Origin of the sequence: Streptomyces sp. NPDC058671, assembly GCF_042716475.1 — a bacterium.
Classification (GTDB): Bacteria; Actinomycetota; Actinomycetes; order Streptomycetales; family Streptomycetaceae; genus Streptomyces.
This window is the reverse complement of record NZ_JBHXSA010000008.1, coordinates 98816-123456: the sequence shown is the minus strand read 5'-3', so window position 1 is coordinate 123456 and position 24641 is coordinate 98816. Positions and strand designations below refer to the sequence as shown.

General features: G+C 73.1%; 20 protein-coding genes, 1 tRNA gene and 1 pseudogene. 9 read left to right on the top strand and 13 right to left on the bottom strand.

Going from position 1 to position 24641, the window contains the following annotated elements; all coding sequences use genetic code 11:
• The first annotated feature begins 84 nt into the window (after positions 1 to 84).
• Positions 85 to 1785 (top strand): glycosyl hydrolase family 18 protein, encoded by a 1701-nt coding sequence (locus ACFWV2_RS12575; RefSeq protein ID WP_384404983.1) that lies wholly within the window; start codon positions 85 to 87, stop codon positions 1783 to 1785.
• A gap of 94 nt (positions 1786 to 1879) precedes the next feature.
• Here the strand turns inward: ACFWV2_RS12575 and ACFWV2_RS12570 are convergent, their stop codons facing one another.
• Complete coding sequence (locus ACFWV2_RS12570) at positions 1880 to 3604, bottom strand: putative bifunctional diguanylate cyclase/phosphodiesterase (RefSeq protein ID WP_384405103.1); 1725 nt, start codon at positions 3602 to 3604, stop codon at positions 1880 to 1882.
• 510 nt (positions 3605 to 4114) lie between these two features.
• Here ACFWV2_RS12570 and ACFWV2_RS12565 point away from each other — a divergent pair.
• Entirely contained in the window at positions 4115 to 5362 is a 1248-nt protein-coding gene (locus tag ACFWV2_RS12565; RefSeq protein WP_384404982.1) for a M6 family metalloprotease domain-containing protein, read from the top strand.
• A gap of 62 nt (positions 5363 to 5424) precedes the next feature.
• On the opposite strand, the gene ACFWV2_RS12560 is transcribed toward ACFWV2_RS12565, so the two are convergent.
• From ACFWV2_RS12560 to ACFWV2_RS12545, 4 genes are all read right to left on the bottom strand, one after another.
• Positions 5425 to 5498, bottom strand: a tRNA-Lys gene (locus tag ACFWV2_RS12560).
• Positions 5489 to 6133: a hypothetical protein gene (locus ACFWV2_RS12555; protein ID WP_384404981.1), complete on the bottom strand. Its 645-nt coding sequence runs from the start codon at positions 6131 to 6133 to the stop codon at positions 5489 to 5491. The genes ACFWV2_RS12560 and ACFWV2_RS12555 overlap by 10 nt, the downstream gene beginning before the upstream one ends.
• A gap of 137 nt (positions 6134 to 6270) precedes the next feature.
• Positions 6271 to 6627, bottom strand: coding sequence for a hypothetical protein (locus ACFWV2_RS12550; protein ID WP_384404980.1), 357 nt, complete (start codon positions 6625 to 6627; stop codon positions 6271 to 6273).
• 118 nt (positions 6628 to 6745) lie between these two features.
• Complete coding sequence (locus tag ACFWV2_RS12545) at positions 6746 to 7360, bottom strand: TetR/AcrR family transcriptional regulator (protein ID WP_384404979.1); 615 nt, start codon at positions 7358 to 7360, stop codon at positions 6746 to 6748.
• Positions 7361 to 7442: 82 nt separating this feature from the next.
• Here ACFWV2_RS12545 and ACFWV2_RS12540 point away from each other — a divergent pair, with 82 nt between their 5' ends.
• Positions 7443 to 8036, top strand: a complete 594-nt coding sequence (locus ACFWV2_RS12540) for a peroxiredoxin-like family protein (RefSeq protein ID WP_384404978.1) — start codon at positions 7443 to 7445, stop codon at positions 8034 to 8036.
• A 30-nt stretch (positions 8037 to 8066) separates the two neighbouring features.
• Here the strand turns inward: ACFWV2_RS12540 and ACFWV2_RS12535 are convergent, their stop codons facing one another.
• The 4 genes and pseudogenes from ACFWV2_RS12535 to ACFWV2_RS12520 form a co-directional block, all read right to left on the bottom strand.
• A complete protein-coding gene (locus ACFWV2_RS12535; protein WP_384404977.1) occupies positions 8067 to 9398 on the bottom strand; it encodes an AAA family ATPase in 1332 nt (443 codons plus the stop codon).
• On the bottom strand, positions 9395 to 10984 hold the full coding sequence (locus ACFWV2_RS12530; RefSeq protein WP_384404976.1) for a hypothetical protein: 1590 nt from the start codon (positions 10982 to 10984) through the stop codon (positions 9395 to 9397). Before ACFWV2_RS12530 ends, ACFWV2_RS12535 begins: the two co-directional genes overlap by 4 nt.
• Positions 10975 to 12123, bottom strand: a complete 1149-nt coding sequence (locus ACFWV2_RS12525) for a hypothetical protein (protein WP_384404975.1) — start codon at positions 12121 to 12123, stop codon at positions 10975 to 10977. The genes ACFWV2_RS12530 and ACFWV2_RS12525 overlap by 10 nt, the downstream gene beginning before the upstream one ends.
• Positions 12056 to 12860, bottom strand: a pseudogene (locus ACFWV2_RS12520) (phosphatase PAP2 family protein). Before ACFWV2_RS12520 ends, ACFWV2_RS12525 begins: the two are co-directional and overlap by 68 nt.
• A 141-nt stretch (positions 12861 to 13001) precedes the next feature.
• Between ACFWV2_RS12520 and ACFWV2_RS12515 the strand changes: the two are divergent.
• Positions 13002 to 13598, top strand: coding sequence for a histidine phosphatase family protein (locus tag ACFWV2_RS12515; RefSeq protein ID WP_384404974.1), 597 nt, complete (start codon positions 13002 to 13004; stop codon positions 13596 to 13598).
• Between the two features lie 58 nt (positions 13599 to 13656).
• On the opposite strand, the gene ACFWV2_RS12510 is transcribed toward ACFWV2_RS12515, so the two are convergent.
• Entirely contained in the window at positions 13657 to 14943 is a 1287-nt protein-coding gene (locus ACFWV2_RS12510; RefSeq protein ID WP_384404973.1) for a tetratricopeptide repeat protein, read from the bottom strand.
• Positions 14944 to 15173: 230 nt separating this feature from the next.
• Between ACFWV2_RS12510 and ACFWV2_RS12505 the strand changes: the two genes are divergently transcribed.
• Complete coding sequence (locus ACFWV2_RS12505; protein ID WP_384404972.1) at positions 15174 to 15617, top strand: hypothetical protein; 444 nt, start codon at positions 15174 to 15176, stop codon at positions 15615 to 15617.
• 45 nt (positions 15618 to 15662) lie between these two features.
• A complete protein-coding gene (locus ACFWV2_RS12500; protein WP_384405102.1) occupies positions 15663 to 16538 on the top strand; it encodes a spermidine synthase in 876 nt (291 codons plus the stop codon).
• A 24-nt stretch (positions 16539 to 16562) separates the two neighbouring features.
• On the opposite strand, the gene ACFWV2_RS12495 is transcribed toward ACFWV2_RS12500, so the two are convergent.
• Positions 16563 to 17141 (bottom strand): hypothetical protein, encoded by a 579-nt coding sequence (locus tag ACFWV2_RS12495; RefSeq protein ID WP_384404971.1) that lies wholly within the window; start codon positions 17139 to 17141, stop codon positions 16563 to 16565.
• A gap of 79 nt (positions 17142 to 17220) precedes the next feature.
• Between ACFWV2_RS12495 and ACFWV2_RS12490 the strand changes: the two genes are divergently transcribed.
• The 3 genes from ACFWV2_RS12490 (at position 17221) to ACFWV2_RS12480 (ending at position 21106) form a co-directional block, all read left to right on the top strand.
• Positions 17221 to 17952: a response regulator transcription factor gene (locus ACFWV2_RS12490; protein WP_384404970.1), complete on the top strand. Its 732-nt coding sequence runs from the start codon at positions 17221 to 17223 to the stop codon at positions 17950 to 17952.
• Positions 17949 to 19358: an ATP-binding protein gene (locus ACFWV2_RS12485; protein ID WP_384404969.1), complete on the top strand. Its 1410-nt coding sequence runs from the start codon at positions 17949 to 17951 to the stop codon at positions 19356 to 19358. The genes ACFWV2_RS12490 and ACFWV2_RS12485 overlap by 4 nt, the downstream gene beginning before the upstream one ends.
• 230 nt (positions 19359 to 19588) lie before the next feature.
• Complete coding sequence (locus ACFWV2_RS12480; protein ID WP_384404968.1) at positions 19589 to 21106, top strand: cellulose binding domain-containing protein; 1518 nt, start codon at positions 19589 to 19591, stop codon at positions 21104 to 21106.
• 84 nt (positions 21107 to 21190) lie between these two features.
• On the opposite strand, the gene ACFWV2_RS12475 is transcribed toward ACFWV2_RS12480, so the two are convergent.
• Both ACFWV2_RS12475 and aspT read right to left on the bottom strand, forming a co-directional pair.
• Positions 21191 to 22840 (bottom strand): bifunctional aspartate transaminase/aspartate 4-decarboxylase, encoded by a 1650-nt coding sequence (locus ACFWV2_RS12475; RefSeq protein ID WP_384404967.1) that lies wholly within the window; start codon positions 22838 to 22840, stop codon positions 21191 to 21193.
• 70 nt (positions 22841 to 22910) lie between these two features.
• On the bottom strand, positions 22911 to 24593 hold the full coding sequence (gene aspT, locus ACFWV2_RS12470) for an aspartate-alanine antiporter (protein WP_384404966.1): 1683 nt from the start codon (positions 24591 to 24593) through the stop codon (positions 22911 to 22913).
• Positions 24594 to 24641: the final 48 nt, after the last annotated feature.

The following is a 24641-nucleotide window of genomic DNA, read 5'->3' as shown; positions in this document are numbered from 1 at the left end:
TTCACGTGCCGGTTATCACTGCTCCATCACCGCTCGAACCCCGGTACGGCACCACCCCCGCACTCCCCCCGATGGAGGCCGCACGTGCACCCCCGTAAGCCCCTGATCGCCGCGCTCCTGAGCTCGGCCCTCGCCGCAGGCGCCCTCGCGGCGACCGTCGGCATCGGCTCCGCCCAGGCGGCCGACACGACCACCGCTGCGTCCGCGGGCAATGTGCGCATCGCGTACTACGACCAGTGGAGCGTCTACGGCAACGCGTTCTACCCCAAGCACCTCGACACGCGGGGCATCGCGAGCAAACTGGACGTCATCAACTACTCGTTCGGCAACATCCACCCCACCAACCTCACCTGTTTCATGGCCAACAAGGCCGCGGGTGACGACAACAACCCCAACGCGGGTGACGGTGCGGGCGACTCGTACGCCGACTACCAGAAGACCTTCAGCGCGGCCGACTCCGTCGACGGCGTCGCCGACACGTGGAACCAGCCGATCGTGGGCGTCTTCAACCAGTTCAAGGAACTGAAGGCGAAGTACCCCCACCTGAAGATCAACATCTCGCTCGGCGGCTGGACCTACTCCAAGTACTTCCACGACGCGGCGAAGACGGACGCGAGCCGCAAGAAGCTCGTCTCCTCCTGCATCGACCAGTACATCAAGGGCAACCTGCCGGTCGAGGGCGGCTTCGGCGGGGCGGGCACGGCGGCCGGCATCTTCGACGGCATCGACATCGACTGGGAGTACCCCGGCTCCGCCAACGGCCACCTGGGCAACCACTACGGCCCCGAGGACAAGCAGAACTTCACGCTGCTCCTCGCCGAGTTCCGCAAGCAGCTCGACGCGCACGGCGCGGCCAACGGCGGCAAGAAGTACATGCTGACCTCGGCCCTCCCGGCCGGCCAGGACAAGATCAAGTACATCGAGACCGACAAGATCGGCCAGTACTTGGACTACGCCAACATCATGACGTACGACATGCACGGCGCCTGGGACGGCGACGGGCCGACGTACCACCAGTCCCCGCTGTACCCCTCGCCGAACGACCCGACCGACCCGATCGCGCCCGGCACCCAGAAGTACAGCGTCGACGCCGCCATCGACTCCTGGATCGACGGCAACCCGGCCTACGGCATCGCGGGCGGCTTCCCCGCCAACAAGCTGACCCTGGGCTACGAGTTCTACTACCGCGGCTGGAAGGGCGTCCCGGCCGGCACCACCAACGGTCTCGCGCAGACCGCGACCGGCGGCTCCAACGCCCGCCCGCTCTCCCAGCAGGCCGGCATCGCCCACTACAAGGAGCTCGGCGGGATCGTCGACAACGCGGCGACCACCTTCTGGGACGACCAGTCGAAGTCCTCGTACTTCTACAAGGACGGCGAGTTCTTCACCGGCCTCAACCAGAAGTCCATCCAGGCCCGCGTGGACTACGGCAAGCAGCGCGGCCTGGCCGGGGCGATGATGTACTCGCTCCTCGGCCTGGACAACAACGCCACCCTGCTGACGCAGATCAACACGGCGCTCGGCGGCACCACCGCCCCGCCCACCACGACGCCGCCGACCACCCCGCCGACGACGCCCCCGACCACCCCGCCCACCACGCCCCCGACGACGCCGCCCACCACGGGCTGCGGCACGGTCCCGGCGTACGCGGCCGGCACGGTCTACAACGGCGGCTCGGTCGTCTCCCACAACGGCCGCAAGTGGCTCGCCCAGTGGTGGACCCAGAACGAGACCCCCGGCACCACCGGTGAGTGGGGCGTCTGGAAGGACCAGGGCGCCTGCTGAGGCCCTGATCCGCTGAACCACCCATGAACCGCTGCCCCCGCCCGGGATGTCCCTCCCGGCCGGGGGCAGTCCCATGCCCGCCGACCCCCGCGGGTCACACCCGCAGGGGTTCGGCCCCGATCAGCTCGGCGATGCGGTCCGGGGCCACCGCCCGCGAGTACAGCCAGCCCTGACCGGTGTCGCAGCCGATCCGGCGCAACCGGTTCGCCTGGCCCGACGTCTCGACGCACTCGGCGGTGACCGTGAGCCCCAGCCGGTGCGCGAGGTGCACCAGCGCCTCGACGATCAGCTCGTCCGCCGGGTTGGCGTGCTCCTCGTCCTGGAAGCCGCGGACGAAGGAGCCGTCCAGCTTGAGCACCGACACCGGCAGCCGGCTCAGATAGGCGAGGTTCGAGTAGCCGGTGCCGAAGTCGTCGATCGCGATCCGCACGCCCATGTCGCTCAGCGCCTGGAGCGCCTGGAGCGGCCGCCCCGCCGAGCCCATCACGGCGGACTCCGTCAGCTCCAGCTGGAGCAGATGCGGGGCGAGGCCGGTCTCCGCGAGGATGCCGGCCACGTCCGCGACCAGGTCGGAGTCCCAGACCTGACGGACCGCCACATTGACGCTCACGAAGATCGGGCGCTCGCACGGATGGTCCTTCTGCCACTGCCGGGCCTGTCGGCAGGCCGTCCGCAGCACCCAGCGGCCCAGCTCCACGATGGAGCCGTCCTCCTCGGCGATCCCGATGAACCGATTCGGCGCCAGGGAGCCGAACTGCGGGTGGTTCCAGCGCACCAGCGCCTCCACCCCGCGCACCGCTCCGTCCGCCAGGTCCACGAGCGGCTGGTACTCCAGACCGAACTCCCCGCGCTCCACGGCGGGCCGCAGCGTGGAGGAGAGCGCCTGCCGGGTCATCCGGTGCGCGTTGCGCTCCGGGTCGAAGAGGGTCCAGCGGGCCTTGCCGTCCGCCTTCGCCCAGTACAGCGTGGTGTCCGCGGCCTGCATCAGGGCGGTGGCGGTCGTCCCGTACCCGGAGCGCTCGACCACGCCGATCGAGGCGGAGACCGCGAGCCGCTGACCGGCCAGGTCGAAGGGGTCCTGGAGCGCGTCGAGCACCGCACGCGCCAGGTCCGCGAGTTGTTCGGTGCCGGTGGAGTCCTCGACCAGGATCGCGAACTCGTCCCCGCCGAGCCGGGCCACCAGATGGCCGCCGCCGCGGGTGTAGCCGTCGCTGTCCGCGCACTCGGTCAGCCGGCCGGCGACGGCGGCGAGGAGCCGGTCGCCGACCCGGTGCCCGAGGGTGTCGTTGACGGCCTTGAACCCGTCGAGATCGAGGTAGCAGAGGCCGATCCGCCCTGTTCTGCCATACCCGTAGGACTCGTACGAAGAGCTGATCGTGTCCTCGGTCTCTCCCGCGTCCTCGGCGTCCTGGGCCGAGGCCTCCAGGGCGGCGGAGAGGCGCTCGAAGAACAGTGCGCGGTTGGGCAGCCGCGTCACCGGGTCGTGCATCTGGAGGTGCCGGAGCCGCGCCTGGAGCTCGCGGCGGTCGCTGATGTCCGCGATGGAGAGCAGCACGCGGCGGCTGTCGGGCACGGGGGCGACGGTCACCTCCGCCCACAGGGAGCGCCCGTCGGGGTGCTTGAGGCGGCGGGTGCAGCGGAAGCGGGAGCGGCGGCCGCGCAGCACCTCGGTGTACGCGTGCCAGGTGCGCCCGTCGGACGCGAGGTCGACGAGATCGGCGGCGGCCTGCTCCCGGAGCCCCTCGGCCTCGGCGCCGAGGAGGGCGCAGAAGGAGTCGTTGGCGGTGACGACGACGCCGTCCTCGTCCACGACGGCCATGGCGAGCTGCGCGACCCGGAAGGCGGCGCGGTAGTCACGGAGTTCGGCGGCGCGGCGCTCGGGCGGGAGCGTGGAGTGACGCTCCGTGAGTGCGGGCTCCGCCGCGTACGTCTCCGGCGGCTCTGGGTGCACCGGTCCTTCGGGGATTGTGCTCACCGCTCGCTCCCGTAGTGCAGTCGGGCCGGTCACATGGGGCGGGACGGTCGGCCGAGGAAGAGTGAGCCGATCATAGAGCCAGCGCGGGGGAACGTTCCAGCTCCGGGGCGCCTTCCGGGGGCGCACGACGCTGTGAGGATGCCCACCGTGGGCCCTGCACGATCGTTTCTTTTCGGGTCTGGCACGGGTCGACAGCGTCGTGACCGAATGTGACTTTCCGTGAGCTGAATGGCGCCCGTTTCGCGTCGACCCCTCGGCGCGCCCTCACCCGACCGGGGCAGCGGAAATATGCGAAACCCGGCAAACCATCACAAGGTGGGTGGGGAGTCCCGCATTCGCGATCCGGAGGTCCACGTGAGGGGTCAGCAGCCACCCGGGGGAGTGGAACGCTCACGGCTGCGTGCCGGCGCGGCGGCGTTCACCTCGCTCGTCGCCCTGGCCGCCACCGGGCTCGTCGCCGGCCCCGCCGTCGGCGTCCCGGCGAGTCCCTGCGCCCTGCCCCGCACCGCGGCCCATCACTCACTCGGCCTCGACACCTGGAACGGGTCGTACCCGAGGCCCGACCGCGCCCTCGACGCGGTGATGATCTTCCTGTCCTTCCCGGACGCCGAGCCGCTCACCACGCCGGCCGACCTCGCCGCCGACCACTTCCCCGCCACCAGCGAGTACTTCTCGCGCGCCTCCTACGGGCGCTTCACCCTGCGCCCGCACCCCCGGACCGCCTGGACCCCCATGCCGAAGGAGTCGGGCGCGTACGACATACGGCGTGACTGGGACGCCGGGCAGCGCGCGACCTATCTCCGCGACGCGGTCGCCGCCGCCGACGCGAGCGTCGACTTCTCCCGGTACGACATCGTCTACCTGGTCGCCGACCCGGACGCGCCCGGCGTCGACTCCGACGCGACCAAGGTGGTCAACCTCGAACGTCCGCTGGAGGTCGACGGCACCGAGATCAAGCGGGTCGTCACCGTCTTCGAACGGCACCCGCCCGACCGCAACGTGCTCGCCCACGAGACCGGGCACGTCTTCGACCTGCCCGACCTCTACCACCGCCCCGTGGACGGCAAGGGCGACTGGGACACCCATGTGGGTGACTGGGACGTCATGGGCAGCCAGTTCGGGCTCTCCCCCGACCTCTTCGGCTGGCACAAGTGGAAGCTCGGCTGGCTCTCCGCCGCCCAGGTGGCCTGCGTGCAGGGCGACGACCCCCGGATGGTCACCCTGGAGCCGACCGACGCCCCGCCCCCGCCCGGCGGCACCCTCGGCACCCGGCTCGCGGTGGTCCGCACCGGCCCCGACAGCGTCCTCGCGGTCGAGGCCAGGACCGACGCCGGGAGCGACGCCGACACCTGCACCGAAGGCGTGCTCGTCTACCGGGTCCGGGGCGGCGCCCCCTCCGGCGACGGTCCGGTCGAGGTCGTCGACGCCCACCCGCGCACCGACGCCTGCTGGGAGCGCTCCGTCTATCCGCCCCTCGCGGACGCCCCGCTGGAGGAGGGGGAGACCCTCACCGTGCCGGGGACCGGGGTCCGGGTCGAGGTCATGGACCGCACGGAGACGGACGGCTGGACGGTCAGGGTCACGCCGCAGGTCACCGACTGAGAAGAGCGGCGACCCGGAACGCGAAGAAGCCCCCCGCTCGCGCGAGGGGCTTCTTCCGTCTGTGCGCCGCCAGGGACTCGAACCCCGGACCCGCTGATTAAGAGTCAGCTGCTCTAACCAACTGAGCTAGCGGCGCCTGCTGACGTCGTAGACATTAGCACCCGGATCGGCGGGAGGAAAAATCGATACCCGCACGTCGGCGGCGGAGAGCGCCCGGACGGCCCGCACACAGGCCCAGAGCACGACCTCGGGCCCGGGCAGCCAGGGATGCCGGGTGTCGGGGGCCACCAGCCAGCGGGGTCCCGCGGCGCCGGAGGGCGCGAGCGGCGGCACGGTCACCGCGTCCCCGACCCCGTGGCAGAACGGCCGCGGGACCTCCTCGCCCCACTCCTCCCAGTCGAGCAGGGCGGGCAGTCGCTGCGCCGTGCCCGGCGCGGCGAACAGCATCATCCGCCCCCGGTGCACGGCGACGGGCCCCGACCCCGGGCCCTCCGACCACAGCCGGTCCAGCATCCGCCGCCCGAAGACCGGGTCCACGTTCACCACGTCGAAGACCGTCCCGCACGGCAGTACCGCGGGCGACGCCGGCCGCGCCTCCCAGCGGGCGAGCGCGGCCCCGCGGCCCCCGGCGGCAACGCGGCCCCCGGCGGCCGAGGCGAGCCAGGCGGCCCCGTCGGCGGTCACCCGAGCCGTCTGGTGCCGCCCCTCGTCGCCCTCACGGAGGAACCGGAAGATGTCCTGCGGGGTCTCGTCGCGCAGCCAGGTCGTCATGACTCCAGATCTACCGGGAGTGACGTGACGGTAGCCGAAAGTTCACGAAAACACGGACAGGAGGGGTCGGCAAGGAGTATCGTGCGGCCCGCATATGCCAGACGGCACGTCGGAGGGGCCCGCAGCAGCCCGTCGGCCTACTCCTCCGCCGAGCGGCCGTTCGTGCGGATCAGGTCGCGGCCGAACTCGATCATCTTGAGGGCGTAGTCCTCGGTCCACTGCGCCCGCTCGGCCACGTCCGCGGCCGTCAGCCGGTCGAACCGGCGCGGATCCGCGAGCTGGGCCGCCGCGATGGCCTGGAACTCGGTCGCCCGGTCCGTCGCCGCGCGGAACGCGAGCGTCAGCTCCGTCGCGCGGGACAGCAGCTCCCGGGGGTCCTCCAGCGACTCCAGGTCGAAGAAGTGCTCCGGGTCGGCGGTCGCCTCGGTGGGCTCGAAGATCAGCGGGGCCGGCCTGAGCCGCCGCTGTCCGCTGCGTTCCGCGGGTTCCGCCATCGTTCGTCTCCTCCTCGCACAGGCACGGCCCGGAGCCCCGGGCCGGCTTTCATTGTCCCGCGCCCCGCAAGAGCGCGTACCTTCCACCGCACGCCCCCGGGAGGCTCCTCGGGGGTCGTCAGCCGTCGAGACCGCGCAGGAGCAGCCGAAGGCCGCCGAAGAACTCCTGCTCCGGGGTGACCGAGCGGGCGGCGCGGGCGGTCTCCGTCAGGTGGGGGAAACGGTCCGCCGGCAGCGCGGCGATGACCGTCGTGCCCCGGCCGGCGAGCGGCCCCAGGTGTTCGAGCTGGATCGCTCCGGTGAGGTAGCCGTGGAGCGCGCGCAGGGCGACGACGCGCTGCTCGCCCTCGACTCCCGCCTCGGCCAGGATCCCGAGCACGGTCTCCGACCAGCGCAGCCCCCCGGTGGCGCGGTGCCGGTGGGCGAGCGTGAGGGGGATGGCCTCCGGGTGGGCGGCGACGCCGTCCCGCAGCCGTCCGACCATGACCTCGATCCGCTCCCGCCAGGGCGTGTCGGGGCGGGGCGGGGTGGCGTCGACCGTGGCCAGGACGCGCTCGGCCACGAGCCCCTCCAGTTCCTCCCGGTCGGTCACGTAGCGGTAGAGCCCCATGGGGCTCATGCCGAGTTCCCTGGCGACGACGCGCATGGAGAGGGCCGAGAGCCCTTCGCGGTCGATGACGGCGAGGGCCGCGGCGGCCAGCTGGTCCTGGGTCAGGGTGCGAGGTCGTGGCATGACGGTTGACAGCGTACGGTCTACGCCTACGCTGTTAGGAGTACGCCGTACGCCTACGCGCTCGTTCCGAGGAAGGTGTCCCATGCGCACATCCCCGACCCCGCCCCGAACCCGCCTGGAACCCGGCGGTTCCGTACCCGCCCGGACGCTCGACCCGGTCCTCGGACCCCCGTTGTCCCTCCCCGACGCCGAACGGCTCACCCACGTCCAGTTCCGGCGTTTCGCGGGATGCCCGGTCTGCAACCTCCACCTGCGGTCGGTCGTCCTGCGCCACGAGGAGATCGAGCGCGCGGGGATCCGGGAGGTGGTCATCTTCCACTCGCCCGCCGAGGAACTGAGCGCGCACGTGTCCCCTCTGCCGTTCGCCGTCGTCGCGGACCCCGACCGACTCCTGTACGCCGAGTTCGGGGTGGAGGCCCACCGCAGGTCCCTGCTCGCCCCGCGCGCCTGGCCCGCGATCGTCCGCGCCGTGCTCCGGGGCGTCGGAGAGCTGCTCCGCGGCCGGGGGAAGCTGCCCGCGGCCTCCCAGCCCCACGGCAGGCTCGGACTCCCCGCCGACTTCCTCATCGAGCCCGGCGGCCGCGTCGCCGCCGTGAAGTACGGCGAGCACGTCTACGACCAGTGGACGGTCGACGAACTCCTCGGCCACGCGGCGGCTCTCAGGACGGTCGGCTGACCCCGCGCGACCCCGGCGCGAGGACGGGGATCACGGAGTCCAGGCCACCCGGTGCTCCTCCAGATGGGAGAGCACCGCGTGGTTCGCCTCCCAGCCGTCGGGGAACGACACCGCGACACCCAGGCGCACCGGCTCCGTCGACGGATGCTCGTCGAGGAGCTCCGCCACACCCGCGCGGCAGACGACCACGCACGCGTGCCGGTGCCGGGACGCGAGGACGCACAACCGGCCCGTCTCCAGATGGAACGCCGTCGCGTCCGGCCGCCCCGACAGCGGGTGGAGGACGACCGTCACGTCGTACTCACGACCCTGGAGCCGGTTCGCGGTGTCCACCGTCACGCCCGTCACCCCGAGCCCCGCGAGCGCCGCCCGGACCGCGGCCGCCTGGTCCCGGTGGGCGGTGCCGACCGCGACCCGGTCCGGCGTCAGGGGCACGGGGGTCTCCGAGCGCTCCGAGACCGCCGCCCCACCCCGGTCGAGGAGCCGGCGCACCACCAGGGCCACCGCCCCCACGGCCTCCGGATCGGTGCGCGGGGTGTGCCGGGCCGGCAGTTCGAGCAGGCCCCAGCCCGACTCCGCCGCCTCGTCGAGGACCCGGTCCGGAGCCGAACCGTCCGACGGCACCCCGAAGGACAGCCTCCGGTCCCCGTGCCCGGTGCCGCTGCGGAAGGGCGTGAACGGATAGAAGGCGTCCGACACCAGCGGCGCCGCCGAGGCGGGCAGCCGCCAGGACACCGGCAGCCGGTGCTGCGGCAGCTCCGGGTTGTGCGCGAGCAGGGTGGAGACCGCGCTCGCCGACGGGTCGTACGTGAGCCCCGCCCACTGCTCCGCGCCCACCACCGAGAAGGGGTCCAGCTGCCCGGGGTCGCCCACGAACAGCGCCCGCTCGAAGAGGCCCGCCACGGCGAGCAGCGCGTCCGAGCGCATCTGGTACGCCTCGTCGACGATCGCGTGCGCCCAGGGCTCCACGTTCTTCACGTGCCCCCACTTGGCGGCCGTGGAGATCACCACCGGAAGTCCGGCGAGTTCACCCGCCTTCGCCGACTTGCGTACGTTGGCCAGGTCGTCGAGCGCCTTGTCGTACGGGTCGGAGTCGTTCGAGTGCAGCCGGCCCACGTCGAGGCCGGGCTCTTTCTCGGCGAGCCGCAGCACCAGGTCGTCCACCTGCGCGTTCGTCTGGGCCACCACCATCAGGGGGCGTCCCGCGGCGGCCAGTTCGAGCGCGGCCCGCACCACGAGCGTCGACTTACCGGCACCGGGCGGGGAGTCCACGACGACACCGCGCGCGGTGCCGTGCAGGGTGTCCGCCAGGATGGCGTCCGTCGCCCGCCCGGCCTCGGCGGAAGGATCGAACACGGTCACAGCACGTCCTCGGGGGTCACGGCGTCGGGCAGTTCCACGGCGTCCGTCCGGGGAGGCCCACCGTGCGTCCAGGGCGTCTCCTCCGCGTCCGGCAGCTGCGGCCCCATCCGCTGGTCGTGCTCGAACAGGGTCCAGGCGATCCGCTCGCCCTTCTCCGGCACCGAACCCTCCGCGGGCTCCCTCGACCGGCCCATCCGGTCCAGGACCCGCAGGAGCAGCGAGCCGTCCTCCTCGTACCGCACGAACTCCGCCGTCTGCGGCTTCCCGTCGAGCGAGCGGTACACCCGCGTCCGCTCGCCCAGGTGCGGCCGGTCGTCCGTGCGGACCGTGAGGAGCGGGCGCGGCGCGGGCCGCTTCGACTCCGTCCACGCCATCGTCACCTCGGTCACCTCGGCGGCGAACGCCTCGCCCGCGAGCCGCCGCCCTGCGAGCACCAGCGGATCGTCGAGGGCCTCCTGCGCCTCCAGCTGGCCCTGCGCCTGCTCGCGGGCCGCCAGCTTCCGGGCCGCCGTCACCGCGTCGTCCCGGCGCGGCTGCGGCGGCTCACCGGCCGCGACCCGGTCCCGATGGGCGGTGAAGGACCAGCGGTCCCGGGTCCAGCGGTCCTCGACCCTGGCCCCCTCCGGCAGCTCCCGCAGCAGGTCGAGCGCCCGCCAGACCGCGTCCCAGGTCGGCTTCAGCTGGGAGCCGACCAGGCGGCGCAGCTCCCGCTCGGCCGCGTGCAGCTCAACGAGAGCCGAGTCGGCGCTCTCGCCGTCCTCGGCCGTGCCCAGCGCCTGCCGGGCCCGGTCGTACCGCTCGATCGCCGGCGCGAGCAGCCGGTTGTCGAAGGCCGGGTCGGTGGCGGGCCCGGCCGGCGGGCACAGCAACTGCCCCCGCTCGTCCCGGCCCACCTCGGCCCGCAGCGCCCCCTCCGCGCCCGTCTCCCCGTCGCGGGGGTCGATCCAGGCGAGCAGCGCGCCCAGATGCTGGTCCTCCAGGGACGACTGGCCCGTGGCCCAGTGGCGGTTGAGCAGATCGGTCGCCGCGAGCAGCAGCGAGGAGCCCGGCACCCGGGCCCGGTCGCCGAAGTGCGTCAGCCAGCGCCCCAGCAGCGGCACGCGCGGCGGGGCGGGGAACGGCGTCTCCGGGTCCTGCTCGGCCGTCCGCCGGAACCGCGTCGACCGCCCGAGGAGCCGTACGTACTCGATGCCGGCCCGGCTCGGCACGATCAGCTGCGGCGCGTCCGCGCACAGCTCGACCTCGACCTTCACCTTCTTGCCGGTCTCCGGGTCGACCTCGCTCCTCTCCGCCGCCTCGACGACCTCCGCGAACGAGTCGACGTACGGCAGGACCTCCTCCGCCAGGTCGGCGAGGAACGCGAACCGCAGGTCCCGGTCCCGCGGCTGGGTCACCACCAGGAGCCGGGGCTCCTCCCGGTCGGTGCCGACGAGGGCGCCCAGCGGCGCACCCGCCTCACCGGCCGTCGTCAGCGGCACGAGGACGAGGGGCCGCTCGGACAGCCGCCGGTGCCGGACGGTCACCAGGGGCTGCGCCCGCCCCGACTCGACCGCCTCCATCCGGGCCAGGGTGGAGATCAGCGACACGACCGGCCACCCCGCTCCGAGGACACGTCGGCGGCCGCGAGGGCCTCCTCGCGCAATGCCCGCGCCCGGCACAGCGCCGCCACCGCCGGGTCCTCCGGGTCGCCCGCCTCGCCGCGCGAGGCCGCGAGGACCGCGCCGACCGTCGGCAGGCCGCCCAGCTCACCCCGTACCGAACGGCCCAGGGTCTCCACCGCGTCCGCCTCGCGGGACCGTGCCCGGCAGTGGAAGGCCAGCTCGCAGGCGGCCAGGCACTCCGGCGCGTACTGGTGGGGGACGGACTCCACCGCCGCCGTCAGCTCCGCCGCCGAGCGCTCCACCACGTCGAAGCTCGTGCCCTCCGGCAGGGCGTCCGCGATCTCGTCGACCCGCGTCAGCCGGGCGAGCTGACGCCGGGTCACCGCCCGCTGCTTGCGCACGTCGACGACCGAAGCCGTCGGCACGTTCGAGAAGTCCTTGGGGCACACGAGCAGCACCGACTGCGCGACCCGCGCGCCCTCCGTCACCGCCGCGACCCGCTCCAGCGCCAGCACGTACACCGCGGCCTGACGGGCCGCCGCACCCACCTTCGACGCGTCGGCCGCGCCGTCCACCATCGGGAACGACTTGATCTCCACGACCGTCCAGGTGCCGTCGGGCCGGACCACCACGGCGTCCGGCTCCAGATACACCGGAGAGCCCGCCACCTCCAGGGCGAGCAGCGGATGGTCGAGCAGCGTCCACGTCCCGGCCGCGGTCGCCTCCCGCAGCGCGAGCGCCGTGCGGGCCACCCGGCCCTGCGGCCCGGCCGCCGCCAGATCGGGCACGGACACCGCGCCAGGCTCCTCGACCCCGATCAGGCGGAGCAGCTCACGGCCGCCGTCCGCCTTGACCTTCGCCTCGAAGGAGTTGCCCCGCACGATCGCGAACTGCGACTGCCCGAACGGGGCCGGCGAGCCGAGCTTCGCGGCCAGCGCCGACTTGTCGACCCCGGCTCCGTCGAGCAGGGCCCGCCGCCGGCAGCCGGGATTGGCGGCGAGCGCCGCGAGCGCCCGCGCGTCCAGCGGACGCGGCACGGTGGCCGGTCCGCGCAGTTCAGCGAACAGCTGTAGACGTGCCGTCCGCGGTGTCGGTGACAGACCGCTGTCCAGGGATGCGCTCACCCGTGGAAGTCTCGCATCCGCCACTGACAACCGGAGGCGCTTCGACCGTTCCGCGCACCCGGTTGGCGAGCCGCAGCGCGTACGGGGTCAGCAGCAGACCGGCGCCCATCACCGCCGCGCCGGCGACCGCGTCGAGCAGATAGTGATTGGCGGTACCCATTACGATGACGGTCGTGAGCAGGGGATACGCCACCCCGAGGGCCTTCGCCGCGGGCGTCCGCCCGTACCGCCACAGCAGCACCCCGCACCACAGCGCCCAGCCGACGTGGAGGCTGGGCATGGCCGCGTACTGGTTGGTCAGACCGCCGAGCCCGCAGGGCGCGCTGGCCTCGCCGCCCCACCAGCCGTACGCGCTGAACCGCGTCCATCGTGTCGGTGAAGCCGTACGCCGGGTCGAGCAGCCGGGGCGGGCAGGTGGGCAGCAGGGTGAAGCCGACGAGGCCCAGCAGGGTGGAGAGCATCAGCCAGGTGCGGGCGGCCCGGTACCGGGCGGGCCCGCGGAGGAACAACCACACCAGGATCGCCGGGGTGACGAGGTAGTGCAGGGAGGCGTACGCGAAGTCCGCCGGGATCTCGAGCGCGGGCACGTCCGTGAACAGCCGGTTCAGCCGCAGGATCGCGAGCCCGTGGTCGACGGCCGAGGCCTCGTCGCCCCGCACGAGCAGCCGCCCGCCCGTGTAGGCGGCGTACACGACGCCGATCAGCGACAGCTCTGCCCACCAGCGTGGTCTGCGCATCGAAAGCCCCCCGACGGTGATCGCCTCGGGGAGGGGGACGCCCCGCGCCGCCGGGGGGTTGCCCGGGCGTCACCCCGAATCCACGTGGGCGATGATGGGAGAGGCACGTCCGCACCGTGAAACCCCTGGAGCGTCCTTCCCATGGCACCGCGCATCCTGCTCGCCCGGCACGGCCAGACCGAGTGGTCACTTCTCGGCCGGCACACCGGCAGGACCGACATCCCGCTGCTCGACGAGGGGAAGCGGGGCGCGAAGCTGCTCGGTGAGCGCCTGCACCGCGGCCCCTGGCTGGGCCTGCCCGGCGTGGAGGTGCGAACCAGCCCGCTGGTCCGCGCGAGCGAGACCTGCGAGCTGGCCGGCTTCGGCGACCGGGCCGAGCCCTGGGACGCGCTGATGGAGTGGGACTACGGGGCGTACGAGGGGATGACCCCGCCCGAGATCCGGGCGGTCCAGCCCGGCTGGTTCATCTGGCGCGACGGCGTCCCCGACGGGGAGACCCTGGCGCAGCTGTCGGACCGCGCCGACGAGGTCGTGAACTGGGCCCGCTCCGCCGACCGTGACGTGCTGGTCTTCGCCCACGGGCACATCCTGCGCTCGATCGGCGCCCGCTGGCTCGGCGAGGACGTCTCCTTCGCCTCCCGCATCCGTCTCGACCCGACGAGCCTCTCCGTCCTCGGCTGGGCGTACGACGCCCCGGCGCTCGAGCGCTGGAACGACACCGGCCACCTGGAGCGGTAGCCGCGGCGGGGGTGCCCCGCGCGCGCGGGGCTTGCGTACGCGCCTTCGGTACGCGCCCTCAGTACGCGGCCAGGACCCGGCGGGTCTCGGAGAGCATGCCGCGGATCCGCGCCGAGGCGATGCCGTCGAGCGAGTCCACCACCCGCTTCGCCTCCGCCGCCGCCTCGTCCGGGCGTCCGGCGTGCGCCAGGTCCTTCGCGAGATGGGCCCGGTAGAGCGCCAGGTTCCGGGCGAAGTGCGGGTTCTGCAGGACCGTGGCCCGGTGGGCGTGCCGGGCGGCCCGGCCCCAGTCCCCGAGCGCCGACCAGCACTGGGCCTCCAGCGCCTCCCGCTCCGGCTCCCCGAAGAACGACATCCACTCGGGGTCGCCGTCGGCCGGGCCCCGGTCGAAGAAGCCGTGCGCGCGGCCGAGCGCCTGCTCGCAGGCGGACCGGTCGCCGAGCCCCGCCCACGCGCCCGCCTCCCGCAGCGACAGCAGGGACAGCAGTCGGGCCGAGTCCAGCGGCTGGGCGGCCCGGAGCCCGGCCTGCGCCGCCCGCACCGCCTCCCGGTACCGGCCGGTGTCCCGGGCCAGGAAGGACGTGTTGCAGAAGGCGTGCGCCTCCAGGGCCGCGTCCCCCGACACGCGCGCGGTGGCGAGGGCCTCGGCGTAGTGCGAGCGCGCGTCCTCGTGGCGGCCGGAGTCGTGGGCCAGCCAGCCGACGGAGAGGGACAGCTCGCCCGCGCCCGCGTGCAGCCGGTCCTCGGTGGAGCGGCGGGCCGTGGTGCCCGCGTCGAGCAGCGCGTACGCCGCGCGGAGCGGCTGGGCGGCGACCTTGTAGAGCCCGTCGGCGCCGTGCCGGTCGTCGAGCAGACGGATCCGCCGTACGGCCTCCTCGACGGCCCGCACCTCGGCCTCTCCGACGCGATGGGTGCCGCGGGGGGCGGGGATCGCGGCGGCGGGACCGCCGAGTCCCAGCGAGGCGGCCGCCAGGGTGGCGGAGCCGCTCATCATGAATGCGCGACGCAGCACGTCGCTCTCCTCATCGTTCCGGGTGGTGATGGCGGCGGGAGGCGCTGTCCCGGCCGGTACGGCCTGCCGCCGGCCGCGCACCGTCTCCCGGGCGGAGAACCCCAGGTCGGCGAGGCCGAGACCGGGGAACATGTGCAGGAAGACCCGCTCGTACGCGTAGTTGGGGCAGCGGATCTCGCCCGCTTCCACGCGCCCGATGTAGCGGGCGTCGCACGCGACCTGTTCGCCGATCTCCCGCGCCGCCCGACGGACCGCCGCGGCGAACTCCGCCGGCGACTGCTGCCCGCGGAGCCTGCGGAAGACGAGATTGGGAACTGCCCGTGACGTCGCCATGGCCGAGCCCTCTCCTGTGCTGCCGGGTGGTGGTCCGGCAGCACAGGAACGTACCTGCTGTGACCGGACGCGTACGCAGAGTTTGGCTACAAATCGGATATCTCGCCTGTGATCTGCCATGAACTGCCATCCTTTGCGGCGGCATGGCGCCGTAGCCGTTGACGCGCGCGGGCGTTGAACCGTAAAGGGAGAGACGGAACGTGTCTCCTCAGGAGCGAGGAGGGGTCCCCATGTCGGAGATCGGTTCGCAGTCGGCCACGTGGAACGCACCCGCCCCGGACGCCGACGGGCCCAAGCCCGCCGCCGGAGCCTGGGACCTGGTGACGGTCCCCGTCCGCCAGGGCCTGGAGGCCGTGGACATCCTCCGGCGCGGGGCCACCCCCGCCGTCGGCCCCGTCGTGCACGACGGGGCCTGCGACACCCTCGGCTTCCTGGTACCGCAGGGCACCGCCGCCGCCTGGGACATGCCGGGCAGCGCCTGTACCGGCACCTCGGGGCGCGGCTTCCGTCTTCCCGAACTGCCGGAGCTGCCCGAACCGGCGGGCGACGCGCCCCGCCCGACCGGCTGGCTGCTGCCGCCGGGGGACACCGACCCCGTCACCGACCCCGCCGTGCTCCGCAAGGCGCTCGGCGAGGCGGCCCGTCTCATCGAAGCGGCCGACGGCTGCCACTGAGGGGGGCCGACCCGCGTGGGCGGCGCCCCCGCCGCTGCCCGGATAATGGGGCACGTGGCCAGGAACAAGCAGCGCGACCGGGCGGCCTCCGCCGCCTCCGTCGTCGAGACCGTCGACGGCGGGCTCGCCGAACTCATACCCGACCGGGAACGCCCCCGGGCCTGGACGCTGCTCATCGACGGCGCCCCCCAGTCCCACGTGGACCTCGACGACCCGGCCCATCTCGCCTTCGAGTACCAGCGCCGCCTCGGCCACATCGCGGACCTCGCCGCCCCGCCGAACCGGCCGCTCCAGGTCGTCCACCTCGGCGGCGGCGCCTTCACCCTCGCCCGGTACGTCGCCGCCACCCGGCCCCGCTCCACCCAGCAGATCGTGGAGGTCGACGGGCCCCTCGTCCAGCTCGTCCGCCGTGAACTGCCGCTCGACGGCGGGGCCCGCGTCCGGGTCCGCTCCACCGACGCCCGCGCCGGACTGGCCAAGATCCAGGACGGGTGGGCCGACCTCGTCATCGCGGACGTGTTCAGCGGGGCCCGCACCCCCGCCCATCTGACCAGCACCGAGTTCCTCGCCGAGGTCCGGCGGGTGCTGCGCCCCGGCGGCCTCTACACGGCGAACCTGGCCGACGGCCCGCCCCTGACCCATCTGCGGGGCCAGATCGCCACCGCCGCCGCCGTCTTCCCCGAGCTGGCGCTGACCGCCGACCCGACGGTGCTGCGCGGACGCCGCTTCGGCAACGCGGTGCTGCTCGCCTCGGACCGCGAGCTGCCGGTGGCCGAGCTGACCCGCCGGGTCGCCACCGACCCGCACCCGGGCCGGGTCGAACACGGGCGTGCCCTGGCCGACTTCGCCGGGGGAGCGGCGCCGGTCACCGACGCGAGCGCCAAGCCCTCACCCGTACCGCCGCCGTCCGTCTTCCGCTGAGCGCCGCCTGACGGTCCGGAGGCCTCAGGTGGCGCGGTCCGCGATCTCCACGCGGGGCGCCGTATCGTGCCAGACGCAGAAGACGGACAGCTCGCGGCCGTCCGCGGTGAACGTGACCCGGATCCAGGTCGGCTGCTTCCACACCTGCATCTGCCAGCCGGACGCGGGGATCGCCGAGACCAGCTCGGCCGAGGTCGCGCCCAGGTCGAAGGCGACCCGTCCGCCGTCGACGGTGTAGCTCTTCACGTTCGAGGGCGGGTCGGGCGGGGTGGTGGGCGCCGGCGTCTCGGTCGTGGGCCTCGCCGTCCGGGAGGGGGTCGCCGTGGGCGCGGCCGGGGTCGTGCGGCCTGTTTTCGGCGTGGGCTTCACCGTCGCGGACGCGGACGGCCCGGTGGTGGCGGGCGACCGCGTCGACGAGGTCAGCGGACCGCTGCCGTCCGACACCGGCTCGTCGGCGCCGACCGGGAGGGGCAGCGCGCGCGGAGGGTCGTACACCGTGCCGGACAGCACCGTGTGCACTCCCCACCAGGACAGCGTGACCGCCGCGCCGGTGGCGAGCGACCAGGCCAGGGCGTGAACGAGTCCTCTTCGCATCGGGGCCATACTGCACCACACCGCCCGGACCCCCGGCGGAGGGTGGTCCTTGCCCTCGGCCTCACCCGAATGGCGTACGGTGCGGCCCATGGCAAGTGTGCTCGTGGTCGAGGACGACCAGTTCGTGCGCTCCGCCCTCATCCGGCAGCTGACCGAGGCCTCCCACACGGTACGGAGCGTCGGCACGGCTCTGGAGGCGTTGCGCGAGGTCGCCCATCTCCGTTTCGACGTGGTCGTCCTGGATCTCGGACTGCCCGACCTGGACGGGTCGGAGGCGCTCAAGATGCTGCGCGGGATCACCGACGTACCGGTGATCATCGCGACGGCCCGGGACGACGAGGCGGAGATCGTACGGCTCCTCCACGCCGGCGCCGACGACTACCTCGTGAAGCCCTTCTCGGTCGACCACCTCTCGGCCCGGATGGCCGCCGTGCTGCGCCGGGCGCGGGCCGGGGCGGGCGAGGCGCCGCCGTCCCGGGCGATCCGCGTCGGAGGGCTCACCGTCGACCCGCTGCGCCGTCAGGCGGAGCTCGACGGGACACCGCTGGACCTGACCCGGCGCGAGTTCGACCTGCTCGCCTTCCTCGCCGGGCGGCCCGGGGTCGTCGTCCCGCGCAAGGAACTGCTCGCCGAGGTGTGGCAGCAGTCCTACGGGGACGACCAGACCATCGACGTCCATCTGTCCTGGCTGCGGAGGAAACTGGGTGAGACGGCCGCACGGCCCCGCTACCTGCACACCCTGCGCGGGGTCGGCGTGAAGCTGGAGCCGCCCCGCGAGGCGGAGCCGGTGCCGGGGCGGCCGTCGGAGCCGCAGCCGTGAGATGGGCGCTCGTCAAGGTGTCGCTGGCCGTCACCGTCATGGTCGTCGTCGCCTTCGCCGTACCCCTCGGGCTCGTCGTCAAGGAGATGGCCCGCGACCGGGCGTTCTCCAACGCCGAACGGCGTGCCTCGGGGCTCGCGCCCGTCCTCGCCATCACCACCGACCGCGACGAACTCGACCGGGCCGTCGCCACCACCGAGGACGGCGCCGCCGGACGCCTCGCCGTCCACGTGCCCGCCGGTGAACCCGGCGCCACCGCACTGGAGATCGGCACCCGGCGGGCCGGCGAGGAGGAACTCGCCACCACCCGCAGGCTCGGCCGGGCTTCCATCGCCGAGGTCCCGGGCGGCTTCGCGCTGCTCCAGCCCACCGCCCTCAGCAGCGGCGAGGTCGCCGTCGTCGAACTGTTCGTGCCCGAGGGCGAGGTGTCCAACGGGGTCGCCACCGCGTGGCTGGTCCTCGCCGGCGTCGGCATCGCCCTGATCGTCGGCTCCGTCGCCGTCGCCGACCGGCTCGGCGTCCGGATGGTCCGGCCCGCCCAGCGGCTCGCGGGAGCCGCCCACGACCTCGGCGAGGGCAGGCTCGGCGCCCGCGTCCCCGAGGAGGGGCCGCCCGAACTCAAGTCGGCCGCCGTCGCGTTCAACTCCATGGCCGACCAGGTCGTGCAACTCCTCGCCAACGAGCGGGAACTCGCCGCCGACCTCTCCCACCGGCTCCGCACCCCGCTCACCGTGCTCCGGCTCAACGCGGCCTCGCTCGGCTCGGGACCGGCCGCCGAGCAGACCCGCGCGGCCGTCGAGCAGCTGGAGCGCGAGGTCGACATCATCATCCGTACGGCCCGCGACGCGAAGCCGCAGACCCAGGCGACCGGGCCCGGGTCCGGCTGTGACGCCGCAGAGGTGGTGCGCGAGCGGATGGAGTTCTGGTCGGCGCTCGCCGAGGACGAGGACCGCCGGGTACGGGTCGCGGGCGTCGAGCGTCCGGTGCGCATCCCGGTCGCCCGCCCCGAACTGGTCGCCGCGCTCGACGCCCTGCTCGGCAACGTCTTCCGGCACACCCCCGAGGGCACCGCCTTCTCGATCGACCTCCACAACGGCGACGACGCCGTCATCGTCCTGGTCTCCGACGCGGGCCCCGGCATCGCCGACCCGGCCGCCGCCCTGGCCCGGGGCAACAGCGGCGGCCGGGACGGCTCCACGGGTCTCGGACTCGACATCGTGCGGCGGATGGCGGAGGCCACCGGCGGTGACGTCCGCATCGGACACTCGGTCCTCGGCGGTACGGAGGTCCGCGTCTGGATCGGGCTCGACGGGCGCCGCTCGGGCGGTACGGCCGGACGCCGGGACCGCCGCCCGCCCCGCCGCCGCCGCGGGGGCACGGGCACCCGCAGGGCCGCCGACGCCTGAGCCGTGCGGGGGACCCGCCGGGCCCTCGCCGAGTGAGCCGTGCGGAAGACCTGCCGGGCCACTCGCCGAGTGAGCCGTGCGGGGTGAACCTTTCGTGGTTCCGATGCCTTCCTTAAGCGGGTCCTAAGAATCCCCGCCCCAGCCCCCCGACACCCTTTTGTCCGCTTTCCAGTCGCTAGCGTGCTGCCGCACCCCCTCCCCACCCCCCAGCACGCAGAGGCAGGCACGCGATGGGCACCAGTTCGCACCGGCGCAGGGCGAGCACCAAGAGCAAGATCGTCGGCGCGGTCGTCGCGGCGGCGGTCGTCGGCGGCGCGGCCGTCGCGCTCACCGGCACGGCCCAGGCCGCCTCCGTCGGCGCCGCCTACACCCGTACCAGCGCCTGGACCGGCGGCTACACCGGCCAGTACGTCGTCACCAACGAGACGTCCACCGCCCGGTCCGACTGGACCCTGGAGTTCGACCTCCCGGCCGGGACGACCCTCGGGTCCCTCTGGAACGGCGAGCACACCGTCTCCGGGCGGCACGTCACCGTGAAGCCCGCGAGCTGGAACAGGCAGCTGGCACCCGGCGCCTCCGTCACCGTCGGCTTCGTCACCTCCGCCGCCGGAGAGGCCGGTGACCCCGCGAACTGCCTCATCGACAGGACGGCCTGCTCCGTCGGCGGCACCGCCCCCACCCCCAGCGGCCGCCCCACCGAACAGCCCACCGCCACGGCGTCCCCCTCGGCCACCACGAGCCCGAAGCCGACCGTCACGGCCACCGCCACCACGAGCCCGAAGCCGACCGCCACCACGACGACCGCGCCGCCCCCCACCCCGGCGCCCACCGCGACCGCCACCGGCGCCCCCGTCACGGCCGCGAAGTACGCCCCCTACGTCGACACCTCGCTCCACCCGGCGTACGACCTGCTCGCCACCGCCGACGCCACCGGCGTGAAGGAGTTCAACCTCGCGTTCATCACCTCCGGCGGCTCCTGCGCCCCGCTGTGGGGCGGGGTCACCGACCTGGCGAACGACAGGGTCGCGGCCCAGATCGGCGCCCTGCGGGCCAAGGGCGGTGACGTCCGGGTGTCCTTCGGCGGCGCCGCCGGCCACGAGCTGGCCCTGAACTGCTCCTCGTCCTCGGCGCTGGCCGCCGCGTACGGCAGGGTCATCGACCACTACAAGCTGACCAAGGTCGACTTCGACGTCGAGGGCGCGGCCCTGCCGGACACCGCCGCCAACACCCGCCGCTCGCAGGCCATCGCCCAGCTCCAGAAGTCCCACCCGGGCCTGAACGTCTCCTTCACCCTGCCCGTCATGCCCGAGGGCCTGACCCAGCCGGGCGTCGACCTGCTCGCCGACGCGAAGCGGAACGGCGTCCGCGTCGACGCCGTCAACATCATGGCGATGGACTACGGCCCGGCGTACAGCGCCGACATGGGCACGTACGCCGTCCAGGCCGCGACCGCGACCCAGGCCCAGATCAAGGGCGTCCTCGGCCTCTCCGACGCGGCCGCCTGGAAGGCCGTCGCCGTCACCCCGATGATCGGCGTCAACGACGTCGTCACCGAGATCTTCACGGTCGACGACGCCACCCAGCTCGTCGACTTCGCGAGGTCCAAGGGCATCGGTTGGCTGTCGATGTGGTCCTCGACCCGTGACAAGCAGTGCGCGGCCGGCGCGGTGAACCACGCCGACGCCACCTGCTCCTCGATCCTCCAGCAGCCGCTGGCCTTCACGAAGGCCTTCGCCGCCTACAAGTAGCCCGCCCCAGGCCCCCCACACCGCGCGCCCCGGCCGGAACCACCCCACCGCCGGCCGGGGCGCGCACCCCTTCTCCCGTACCGCTCAGGCCCGTGCGGCCTTCCACTCCTCCGCGTAGTCGTTGAAGATCGCCCGCAGATGGTGGCCGATCTTCAGGTAGTCCAGGTCGTCCAGGTTGGCGAGGGACACCCGCACGGACCACTCGGGGCCGTCGAAGCCGCCGCCGTTCAGGAGGACCACACCGGTCTGCTCGGCGAGCCGGAACAGCGGGTCGACCGGCTCGTAGTTCTTCTCCAGGAAGTCCGCGAAGTCCCTCCCGTGCACCCGTTCCCCCTCCGCGAGGAGGTCGAGCTCGACGTAGTACCCGGCCCGCTCCGGATCGTGGGCGATCTTCATCCGGGCGCCTTCGAGGAGCAGGCCGAGACGCCGGCGGACGATCCCCCGGATCTTCTCCTTGTACGCCTGGCCCTCGTCCAGCAGGTCGAAGAGGGAGAACAGCGTCATCATGACCTGCTGGGGGAGCGAGAGCCCCGCCGTGTGGTTGAGGGCGACCTGCCGGGAGTCGGCCACCAGCCGGTCGATGAACCGGATCTTCTCCGGTTCGAGGCTCAGCGTCCCGTACCGCTTGCGCAGGCGGTCCTTCTCGGCCTCCGGCAGGTTCGCGATCATCCCGTCGACGACGTTGTCGTCGTGGAGGCCGATGACACCGAGCCGGTGGCCCGTGCAGCCGTAGTGCTTGGAGTAGGAGTACACCAGGAGCGTGTTGCGCGGCAGGTCGGCGGCGAGCGAGCGGAACCCCTCGACGAAGGTGCCGTACACGTCGTCCGTGACGATCAGCAGGTTCGGGTTCGGACCGGCGACGATGTCCTTGATCTGGTCCGTCACCCGCTCGCTGAGCGCCAGCGACGGCGGGTTGGACGGGTTGACGACGCAGACCAGCCTGACCGACGGGTCGGCCAGTTTCTCGACCTCCTCGGCCGGATAGCGCCACTCGCGCACACCGGTCTCCGCGAAGAGGCTCGCCTGGACGGTGACGACGTCGAAGTCGTACGTGTCGAGCTCGGGAATCTCGATGTACGGGGTGAAGACCGGGACCATCAGGGCGATCCGGTCGCCCTTCCGCAGGATCCCGTTCTTCGTCAGGGAGTCGAAGATGTAGCACATGGCGGCCGTGCCGCCCTCGGTCGCGAAGAGCGACAGGGTCCCGGCCGGCGGCCGCCCGTCGAACATCTCGTCGGCGAGATAGCCGCGGACGACCTGCTCGGTGTGGGTCAGGATGCGGTCCGGTACGGGGTAGTTGTCGCCGATCGTGCTGTCGGTCAGCTCGTGCAGGAAGGCGTCCTTGTCGAAGCCGAACCGCTCGACCCCGTACTCCACGCACCGCTGGAGCAGGTCGATCCCGGGGAGGTCCGGGTGCTGCCGTACGAAGGTGTCGAAGCGGGCGCCTGAGCCGGGGAGTTCGGGCATGCCGCCGAGGTTGTCGGCGGTCCAGACCCGGCGGGACTCCGAGAGCGCGAAGTAGCCGAGCGCGAAGAAGGCCTCGCGGGGGCCGGTGGCGACCCAGTTCGGATTGCCGCGACCCGCGTTGAGCATCTGGGTCTGCGACTTGTCCTTCTGACCGGACTCGTCGGCCTGCGCCGCCTGCGCGATCTGGATGAACTTGTCCTTCAGCTCGAACGGCGAGAGCTGCGCGAAGGCCTGGATCTGCTCACGGGTGAAAGTGGTCTCGGGCACGGGGGACTCTCATTTCCGTCAGTGGGGGAGGACGACGAACACGGCGCCCCCGGCGGGGTCCTGGGTCCTCTCACGCCCCGAGGACGCCGACGAGGAGCGGGCCGGTCAGGGGGAGCAGGAAGTTCGAGAGCGTGTACGTGATCGTGTAGCCGAGCATCGGGACCGAGCTCTGGGCCACCTGGGTGATCGAGGTGATCGCCGGGGTCGAGCACTGCTGGCCCGCGATGGCGCCGATGAGGAGCGGCTTCTCGATCTTCAGGAGCCTGGTGCCGACGAACAGCGAGATCGTCGCGGGCACCAGGACCATCGCGATCCCCGCGAACGGCAGCAACGCCCCGTACTCCTTGAGCAGCGGCCAGGCCTGCGGACCCGACACCAGGCCCGTACAGGCGATGAAGATCGCCAGGCCCATGTCCTTGAGGGTGGAGGCGGCCTGCGGGGGGAACGCGCCGAAGGTCTGCGTGCGGGAGCGGAACCAGCCGAAGAGCAGTCCGGAGATCAGACAGCCGCCGCCCGTGCCGAGCGACAGCGGGACGTCGCCGAACGTCACCACGAGCTGCCCGAGGAGCGAGCCGCAGACGATGCCGAGCCCCAGGTAGACGAAGTCCGTGGAGTCGTTCCGCACGACCGCGCCGACCTTGGACGCCAGCCTGCCGAGACCCGAGCGGGCGCCGACCAGGGTGAGGACGTCACCGCGGTGGACGACGGTCTCCGGGGTCGCCGGCAGGTGCTGCTCGTTGCGCAGCACGTCCGTCACGTACACCCCGCCCGAGGAGAACTCCGGGTGGGCCTTCGCCAGCGCGTCCAGCGACCGGCCGACGGCGGCCTTGTCGGTCAGCGAGACCTGGGTGGTGGCGAGCGGGGTGTCCAGACCGGGGACGGCCGGGGTCTCGGGGCCGATGACCCGCCCCGCCTCGATGATGTTGGCCCGCCGTCCCACGGTGAGCACCAGGTCGGAGAGCGTCAGCTGGAAGCCGGGCGGGGGAGGGGTGAGGACCTTGCTGCCCCGCTTCACCGCCTCGACGGTGACCCGGCCGCCCAGCGAGCGCTCCAGGTCGCCGACCCTGGTGCCGTCGGCGTGGGTGACGAGGAACGTCCGGCCCACCATGCCCGGGAGCGCCTCGCGCTCGTCGGACTCCAGGCCGCCGCCGGAGCCGCGCATCTTCTCCCACAGTTCGCGGGAGGCGTCGCGGAGGTTGATCCGCAGCATCATCGGCATGATCTGGCTGGTGTAGATGACGATGGTGATGAGGCCGAAGAGGTAGCAGACCGTGTACGCCGTGGCCACGTGCCCCTGGTACTGGGTGATCTGCTCCTGGGTCAGGTCGGCGAGCTTGCCGATGGCCTCGGTGGCCGTACCGACGACCGCGGACTCGGTGGCGGCGCCTGCGAGGATGCCGGCGGCGGTGCCGACGTCGAGGTCGAAGGCCTTGGCGAGGCCGAGGGCGATGCCGACGACGGAGACGACCTCGATGAGACAGAGGGTGAAGAAGCGCAGGCTCTTCCTGTTGAGGTTGGAGAAGAACTGCGGGCCCGCCATGTAGCCGAGCGAGAAGATGAACAGGGCGAAGAAGATCGTCTTCACGTCGTCGGAGACGGTGACCTCCGTCCAGGCCCCGACGAGCAGCGAGACGATGAGGGTGCCGCAGATGCCGCCGAGCGTGATGGGGCCGACCCGGAGCTTGCCGAGGAGGTAGCCGGCGGAGAGGCAGAGGAAGAGGACGAGTTCGGGATGGTCACGCAGGACTCCCATTCGCCCTCACCGCGCCCAAGTCGGTCTAAATGTAAAGATCATGGACAT

Coding starts and splice junctions, on each gene's coding strand:
- ACFWV2_RS12490 (WP_384404970.1), top strand. CDS start 17,221: ATGGCAAGTGTGCTCGTGGTCGAGGACGACCAGTTCGTGCGCTCCGCC.
- ACFWV2_RS12540 (WP_384404978.1), top strand. CDS start 7,443: ATGCGCACATCCCCGACCCCGCCCCGAACCCGCCTGGAACCCGGCGGT.
- ACFWV2_RS12510 (WP_384404973.1), bottom strand. CDS start 14,943: ATGGCGACGTCACGGGCAGTTCCCAATCTCGTCTTCCGCAGGCTCCGC.
- ACFWV2_RS12515 (WP_384404974.1), top strand. CDS start 13,002: ATGGCACCGCGCATCCTGCTCGCCCGGCACGGCCAGACCGAGTGGTCA.
- ACFWV2_RS12570 (WP_384405103.1), bottom strand. CDS start 3,604: ATGGCCGTCGTGGACGAGGACGGCGTCGTCGTCACCGCCAACGACTCC.
- ACFWV2_RS12545 (WP_384404979.1), bottom strand. CDS start 7,360: ATGCCACGACCTCGCACCCTGACCCAGGACCAGCTGGCCGCCGCGGCC.
- ACFWV2_RS12480 (WP_384404968.1), top strand. CDS start 19,589: ATGGGCACCAGTTCGCACCGGCGCAGGGCGAGCACCAAGAGCAAGATC.
- ACFWV2_RS12505 (WP_384404972.1), top strand. CDS start 15,174: ATGTCGGAGATCGGTTCGCAGTCGGCCACGTGGAACGCACCCGCCCCG.
- ACFWV2_RS12550 (WP_384404980.1), bottom strand. CDS start 6,627: ATGGCGGAACCCGCGGAACGCAGCGGACAGCGGCGGCTCAGGCCGGCC.
- ACFWV2_RS12555 (WP_384404981.1), bottom strand. CDS start 6,133: ATGACGACCTGGCTGCGCGACGAGACCCCGCAGGACATCTTCCGGTTC.
- ACFWV2_RS12500 (WP_384405102.1), top strand. CDS start 15,663: ATGGGGCACGTGGCCAGGAACAAGCAGCGCGACCGGGCGGCCTCCGCC.
- aspT (WP_384404966.1), bottom strand. CDS start 24,593: ATGGGAGTCCTGCGTGACCATCCCGAACTCGTCCTCTTCCTCTGCCTC.
- ACFWV2_RS12495 (WP_384404971.1), bottom strand. CDS start 17,141: ATGGCCCCGATGCGAAGAGGACTCGTTCACGCCCTGGCCTGGTCGCTC.